Genomic DNA, 6,624 nt, shown 5'->3' on the forward strand with positions numbered 1-6,624 from the left:
CGGGACGGAGGCGGTGGCGCTGGAGCCGCAGATCGCGGCGGAGGCCGGCGACCACGACGGCATCCAGGTCCCCGGCGCCGGCGGCTTCGACCCGACGCCCGCCGCGGCCGGTGGCAGCCCGACCGCCACCGACGCGGCCCACGCCGCCCCCGTGACCCCGTCGGCCACCGCTGCGACCACGGCCGCTGCGACCCCCTCGGCCACGGACCCGGCCAAGCCCACCGCGACAGGTTCGAGCCCGGCCGGGTCGGCCAAGGCGAGCTCCGGCGCCTCGGCGGGTGCCACTGCCAAGGCGTCCGCGAGCACCACGGCCTCCGCCCGGGCCGGCGGCCCGGCTCCGGCCACCGCGGCGAGCGGCACCGCGGCCCAGTACGCCCAGCAGGTCGTGGACCTGGTGAACGCGCAGCGTGCCCAGAACGGCTGCGGCCCGCTGACCGCCGAACCCCGGCTGGCGACCGCCGCCCAGGGCCACAGCGAGGACATGGCGGCCCGCAACTACTTCGACCACGCCAGCCCCGAGGGCTACCACGCCGACCACCGGATCGAGGCGACCGGCTACCGCTGGAGCGCCTGGGGCGAGAACATAGCGCGGGGCCAGCAGGACCCGGCCGCGGTGATGGACGCCTGGATGAACAGCCCGGGCCACCGCGCCAACATCCTCAACTGCTCGTTCAAGCAGATCGGTGTCGGCGTGAAGACCGGCTCCGGCGGCCCCTGGTGGACGCAGGTGTTCGCCTCGCCGTCCTGACCCCGCCGGGCCCGGCCGACTCCGCCGGCACCTCGTCACAACCCCGGGCCGGCCCCTCGGCCGACCCCGTCGGAAGGTCCGGCCGAACCCCCGCCGGGAGGCGTCCCCGACCCCCGTTTTCCCAATCCGCGCGAATTGTTGTTATCTGAGCACTTCCCTGTGGTCTCCGAGGAGGCAGCGGCGGACGGATGACGGCAAGACGGAGTGCGGACCATGAACGTTGACGTGCAGAACCGGACCGGGACGACCCTGGTGCTGGCGGCTCAGACTGGCGACCGGCAGGCCCAGGAGGCGTTGGTCGCCGCCTGGCTGCCGCTGGTGTACAACGTGGCCGGGCGCGCACTGAACGGCCATGCCGACGTGGACGACGTCGCGCAGGAGACCATGATCCGTGCGCTGGACGGCCTTGACGGGCTGCGCGACCCGGAGTCGTTCCGCTCCTGGCTGGTCGCGATCACCATGAACCAGGTCCGCCGCCGCTGCACCGGCCAGCAGCAGAGCACCGTCGGCGGCCTCGACGAGGCGTGGGAGCTGGCCGACCCCAGGGCCGACTTCACCGACCTCACCATCCTGCGCCTCGGCCTCTCCGGGCAGCGGCGCGAGGTGGCCGAGGCGACCCGCTGGCTGGACCCGGACGACCGCGAGCTGCTCTCCCTCTGGTGGCTGGAGGCCTGCGGGGACCTCACCCGGGCCGAGCTGGCCGAGGCGCTCGACCTGACCCCGCAGCACACGGCGGTCCGGGTGCAGCGGATGAAGAAGCAGCTGGAGGCCGGCCGGGTCGTCGTCCGGGCGCTCACGGCCTACCCGCGCTGCCCGGAGCTGGCCGAGGTGACGGCGGGCTGGGACGGCACCCCGAACTCGGTCTGGCGCAAGCGCATCGCCCGGCACATCCGCAGCTGCGCCGCCTGCGACGGGCTGGGCCGTGACCTCTTCCCCGCCGAGGGACTGCTGGCCGGCCTGGCCCTGGTACCGATTCCGCTGGACTCGCCGGTGGCGCTGTCGTTCCAGGCCACGGCCGCAACGGCGGCCTCGGGCAGTGCCACGGGCGGAGGCGCCAACGGCGGCGCGGCGCACGGAGGCGCGAACGGCGGCGCCACCAACGGCGGAGCCACCAACGGCGGAGCGGCGCACGGCGCTGCCGGCACTCCGGCCGACCCCACCGGGGGTGGGAGCGGGCCGTGGAGCGCCCTCGCCCGGGGGAAGGCAGCCGTGGCCGGAGGCACGGCGACGGTGCTCGCCGTCGCGACCCTTGCCCTGGTCTGGCCGCACCACCCGCAGCCCGAACCGGCCGGGCCCGAACCGACCGCCCCGGCCGCCACCGCTCCCGACGTTTCACCGGCCGCCGCGATACCCGTGCCGCCCGCTCCGGAGCCGTCCGCGACCCCCACGCCTCCGGTGACCGCGAGCGCGACGGCGGCGCCGCTGCCCACCGAGCCGCCCGCCACCCCCACGCCGTCACCGACCGCAGCCCGCCCGACGGCCACCCCGCCCGGCCCGGAGCGCCAGTTGGTGGACCTGGTCAACGCCGAACGCGCCAAGGCCGGCTGCGGCCCGCTGCGGATCGACCCGAAGCTGCACGCGGCGGCCCAGAAGCACGCGGAGGACATGGTGGCCCGCAACTTCTTCGACCACGTCAACCCGGACGGCGCCCGCGCCGACGCCCGGCTGACCGCCGCCGGCTACCGCTGGTCGCAGTGGGGCGAGAACCTCGACCGGGGGACGAGCGCCCCCGCCACCGTGTTCTCCCGCTGGATGGACGGCGGGATCCACCAGACCAACATGCTGGATTGCGCCTTCAAGGACGTCGGTGTCGGCGTCGCCACCGGGCCCGCGGGCCTCTACTGGACCCAGGACCTCGGCGCCCCACTGGGCTGAGCCGTGCCAGGGCGGGCGCTCCCGGCCGACCGCGTCCGGCCGGGAGCCGACAGCCGCCTGCCTGCGGGCGGCTGTCACGGGCGGTCAGGTGGAACCAGGCGGGGTCGGGTGAAGTCGGGTGAGATGGCGTGATCGGGTGAGGCCGCTCGCGGTCAGACGGCGGGCAGCCCGACCAGGCCGTCCGCCTGACCCGTCACATAGCCCGTCGCGTCGCCCGTCACGCCGCCGGCGTCCCCGACCTGCCCCTGGACGGCGCCCGGCGCCGTGGTGAGCACCCCGCCCTGCTGGAGCGGGCCGGTCAGGTCACCCTGCCCGCCGACCGCACTCGCGTGCGCACTGGGAGCGGTCAGGGAGGCCACGACACCCACGGCGAGCGAGGCGACGGCGAGCATGCTGCGCTTCTTCATGCGCTGTCCAACGACGCTCCGCCACACGGGTTACGGGCCGGATCCGGGTCGGTGGACGGGCGGGTGGGCGGGTGGACGAGTGGGTGGACGGGTCGCGCCGGGTCCTGGACAGGCCGCGGACGGAGAGCGCGGTTTCCGGTGACGGGCGGCATAGGAGGGCGGTGGGATGGGGAGGGGTGGGGGTAAATCCGGCAAAGCCGAAAATTCCGACTGCGCCCACGCCAACCGCGACAAGAAGGGCATCCGATGCACACAGCGGAGCTCACGCCAGCCGTCCTCGCCGAGCTGCGCCGCCCCCGGCGCTACCCGGCCGTCTCCGTCCTGTTGCCGACGCACCGCAGCGAGCCCGACAAGACCCAGGACCAGGTGCGCCTGCGCAACCTGATCGCGGAGGCCAAGAACCGGCTGCACGAGGACGAGGCGGTCTCCCGGGCCGACCGGCTGGACGTGGTGGGGCAGCTGGACCTGGCCCTGCGGGAGGTCGACCTGGTGCACGCCGAGGACGGTCTGGTGATCTTCGCGGCGCCCGGCGAGCACCAGGTCTGGTCGCTGCCGCGCACCGTGCCGGCCCGGGTGGTCTTCTCGGAGACCTTCCTGACCCGCAATCTGGTCTCCGCCTACACCGCCAGTGCGCCCCACTGGGTGCTGACGGTCGCCGCCGACCGGGTGGCCCTGTTCGGTGGTACCGGGGCGAGGCTGGCGGAGCACACGGCGGGCGGCTTCCCGCTGGACCACGTCGGCCCGGACTGGGACGTGGAGCGCAAGGAGCGGATCGGCGACGTGCCCAGCACGTTCCGCGACGAGGAGACCAGGCGCTTCCTGCGCGAGGCGGACACCGCGCTGGGCACCGTGCTGGACGCCGACCCGCGCCCGCTCTACGTGCTCGGCGAGGCCGCCGCGCTCTCCCTGCTGGGCGAGGCCGGCACCGCGGTCAAGCGCGCCGCCGCCCAGGTGCCGCGGGGCGGTCTCGGCCACGCGGCGCCCGCCGCCGTCGCCGAGGCCGCCCGGCCCACGGTCGAGCAGCAGGAACGGCAGGCCGTCGCCGAACTGCACCGGCGGCTCGACCAGTCGCTCGGCGTCAAGGCGTTGGCCAGCGGCATGGACGAGGTCTGGCAGAACGTCACCGAGGGCCGGGTCGCCGTACTGGCGGTGGAGGAGGACTACTGGGAGCCCGTCAAGGTGACGGACAACCACCTGGTGCCCGCCCCCGCCGGCGAGCCGGACGTCCGCGAGGACATGGTGGACGAGATCGTCGAGCGGGCGCTGGACACCGGAGCCACCGTGCACTTCGTCCCCGCCGGGGAGCTCGCCGCCCACGGCCGGATCGCCGCAGCGCTGCGGTACTGACCGCCGTCACGGCGGGGGCCCGGCCGCGGGAAGGCGACCGGGCCCCGGTGCGTCAGCGGTAGAACGTCCGCCCGGCGGCACCCGAGGAGACCGACCAGACCTCGCTGATCAGGCCGTCGGTGATCCGCAGGGTGTCCGTCCCGCTGCGGGCCACCGGCCTGCCCTGCTCGTCCGTGAAGGTGGCGAGGTAGGGACGGGCGACCAGCCCGGACGGACGGCCGTCGACCAGCGTGAGGTCGACCACCGCCGTCCCCTCGGCGACGAACTTGATCCCGGACCGGAACCGGTGCCACCCGGCGACGAGCTCGGCGAGCTGGTCGGGGGTGCGCGCCTCGTCGAAGGCCTCGGTGCCCGCCTGGGCGTAGCGCAGGGTGAACTCAGGGGCCATGATCTCCGCCGCCAGGCCTGTGTCGCCGTTCCACATCGCCGTCCAGCGGTCGTACGCCTCGATGCCGAACCGCCGCAGTTCCTCGTTCATTCAGGCCCCCATGGTGTGTAACCGTTTGTCGAACGTTCGCGACTGTAGCAAGGGGTACTGACAGCCGATGGTGCGTCAGGGCGGCGCGCCTCCCCGGTGCCCCTCGCGGCCTCGGTCGCGGCCTCGGTCGGTGCCTCGGCCGCCGCGTCGGCGGTGCCGGAGAAAGCAGGCGGGTGTTCCTGTCGGAGCGTCAGGGGGTGGGCCACGGAGCCCCTTTCCCCCACGGGCTGCCCGATGCTGCCGCGCCCGCCGCGCGCTGATTTGCGGCGGACCCGCTGCCGCGCGCCGAACTGCGGCGCTAGGGTGCTGACCGGAGCATTCGGGGCTTGGGGAGTCCGCGGACTCGGCGGAGGGCGTGGGGGCGGCATGCGATTCCTGTTCGTGCACGGCACCGGCGTGCGGCGCGCGGGCTACGACCCGCTGTTCGAGCTGGTCGCCCGGGAGTTGACGGCCCGGTTCCCGGACGCCGAGGTGGCGCCCTGCTACTGGGGCGACGACCACGGCGCCGCACTGGCCGCGGGCGGCGCCTCGATTCCGGGCTTCGCCGGCCGTCCGGCGCCGGCTCCGGCGCTCCTGCCGACCCCGACGGCCCCGACGGCCCCGACGGCTCCGACGGCCGCGGCACGGCCGGGGGTGTCGGACGGCGGGGCGGACGGCGGCTGGGCGCTGCTGCTGGTCGACCCGCTCTGCGAGCTGCGGGTGCTCGCCCGACTACCCGTCGAGGACGAGGGCTTCGGCGCCCCCGGGGTCCGGACGCCCGGCGAGACCGTCGCCGGCAAGCTGGCGGTGCTCGCGCCCCCCGCAGCGGACGGCCCCACGGCCGAAGGGGCCGAGCTGGACGCCCTGTTGGCTGCCACCGGGCTTGGCCCGCACCTTCCGGCCGCCCTCGACCGGCTGGCCGGGGCCGAGGAGTTCACCGAGGCCTGCGACCGGGCCGTGGACCCGGTGGCCGGCGCCGAGCTGATCGCCCTCACCGCCCGCGCGCTGACCGCCGAACTCCTCACCGCGGCCGGCCCCGGGGCGCTCTGCACCGCCGACGAGCGTGACCGCCTGGTCGAACTCCTCGGCGACCGCCTCGGCGGCGCCGCCCGCGGGCCGCTCGGCCGGGCGGCCGGGGTGCTCGGCAAGCTCAGCATGCGGATCGGCGGCCAGCGGATGCTGGACCGCCACCGCGGCGCCCTGACCGTCGGCGCCACCCCCGCACTCGGCGACATCCTCCGCTACCAGGCGCGCGGCGGCCCGCTCCGGGCGTTCCTGGCCGAACGGATCGCCGCCGCACCAGGCCCGACCGTGCTGATCGGCCACAGCCTCGGCGGCATCGCCCTGGTCGACTGCCTGGCCCTCGCCGCCGCCCGCCGTGAGCCCCCGGCCGGGGTCCGACTGCTGGTCACCGTCGGCTCGCAGGCGCCGTTCCTGCACGAACTCGGCGCGCTCAGCGGGCTGGAACCGGGCGCGGCCCTGCCGGCCGGGTTCCCGCACTGGCTGAACGTCTACGACCCCGGGGACGTCCTCGGCTACCGGGCCGGGCCGGTCTTCCCCGGTGACCCGCGGGTCACCGACCACGAGGTGAGCAGCCGCCAGCCGTTCCCGTACTGCCACAGCGCCTACTTCAAGCTCCCCGCCCTCTACGACCGGATCGCCGCGGCACTGGCCGGGGACGCGCCCGTGGTGCCGGCCGCCGGGGCCGCCGGGTGAGACACCTCGTGGTCGACGACGCCCAGTACCTCGCGCCCGAACGCGTCTTCGCCCTGGTCGTCGGCATCGAGTCG

At 75.6% G+C, this 6,624-nt stretch carries 6 protein-coding genes; 4 read left to right on the forward strand and 2 right to left on the reverse strand.

What is annotated here, in order from left to right; genetic code table 11:
• Positions 1 to 748 (forward strand): CAP domain-containing protein (locus C2142_RS35615; protein WP_148647230.1); only part of this gene is annotated, 748 nt, incomplete at its 5' end.
• A gap of 213 nt (positions 749 to 961) precedes the next feature.
• Positions 962 to 2,623, forward strand: a complete 1,662-nt coding sequence (locus C2142_RS35620; RefSeq protein WP_148646967.1) for a sigma-70 family RNA polymerase sigma factor — start codon at positions 962 to 964, stop codon at positions 2,621 to 2,623.
• Positions 2,624 to 2,775: 152 nt separating this feature from the next.
• Here the strand turns inward: C2142_RS35620 and C2142_RS35625 are convergent, their stop codons facing one another.
• Positions 2,776 to 3,030, reverse strand: a complete 255-nt coding sequence (locus tag C2142_RS35625; RefSeq protein ID WP_148646968.1) for a hypothetical protein — start codon at positions 3,028 to 3,030, stop codon at positions 2,776 to 2,778.
• A 246-nt stretch (positions 3,031 to 3,276) separates the two neighbouring features.
• Between C2142_RS35625 and C2142_RS35630 the strand changes: the two genes are divergently transcribed.
• Positions 3,277 to 4,377 (forward strand): chemotaxis protein, encoded by a 1,101-nt coding sequence (locus C2142_RS35630; RefSeq protein WP_148646969.1) that lies wholly within the window; start codon positions 3,277 to 3,279, stop codon positions 4,375 to 4,377.
• Between the two features lie 52 nt (positions 4,378 to 4,429).
• Here the strand turns inward: C2142_RS35630 and C2142_RS35635 are convergent, their stop codons facing one another.
• Positions 4,430 to 4,855, reverse strand: a complete 426-nt coding sequence (locus C2142_RS35635) for a nuclear transport factor 2 family protein (RefSeq protein ID WP_148646970.1) — start codon at positions 4,853 to 4,855, stop codon at positions 4,430 to 4,432.
• 366 nt (positions 4,856 to 5,221) lie between these two features.
• Here C2142_RS35635 and C2142_RS35640 point away from each other — a divergent pair, with 366 nt between their 5' ends.
• Positions 5,222 to 6,550 (forward strand): hypothetical protein, encoded by a 1,329-nt coding sequence (locus C2142_RS35640; RefSeq protein ID WP_194235847.1) that lies wholly within the window; start codon positions 5,222 to 5,224, stop codon positions 6,548 to 6,550.
• Positions 6,551 to 6,624: the final 74 nt, after the last annotated feature.

This window comes from Streptomyces sp. CB01881 (genome assembly GCF_002953255.1).
Taxonomy (GTDB): domain Bacteria; phylum Actinomycetota; class Actinomycetes; order Streptomycetales; family Streptomycetaceae; genus Kitasatospora.

Bases quoted from the DNA above. Each gene is read 5' to 3' on its own strand.
- C2142_RS35620 (WP_148646967.1), top strand. From the start codon at position 962: ATGAACGTTGACGTGCAGAACCGGACCGGGACGACCCTGGTGCTGGCG.
- C2142_RS35625 (WP_148646968.1), bottom strand. From the start codon at position 3,030: ATGAAGAAGCGCAGCATGCTCGCCGTCGCCTCGCTCGCCGTGGGTGTC.
- C2142_RS35630 (WP_148646969.1), top strand. From the start codon at position 3,277: ATGCACACAGCGGAGCTCACGCCAGCCGTCCTCGCCGAGCTGCGCCGC.
- C2142_RS35635 (WP_148646970.1), bottom strand. From the start codon at position 4,855: ATGAACGAGGAACTGCGGCGGTTCGGCATCGAGGCGTACGACCGCTGG.
- C2142_RS35640 (WP_194235847.1), top strand. From the start codon at position 5,222: ATGCGATTCCTGTTCGTGCACGGCACCGGCGTGCGGCGCGCGGGCTAC.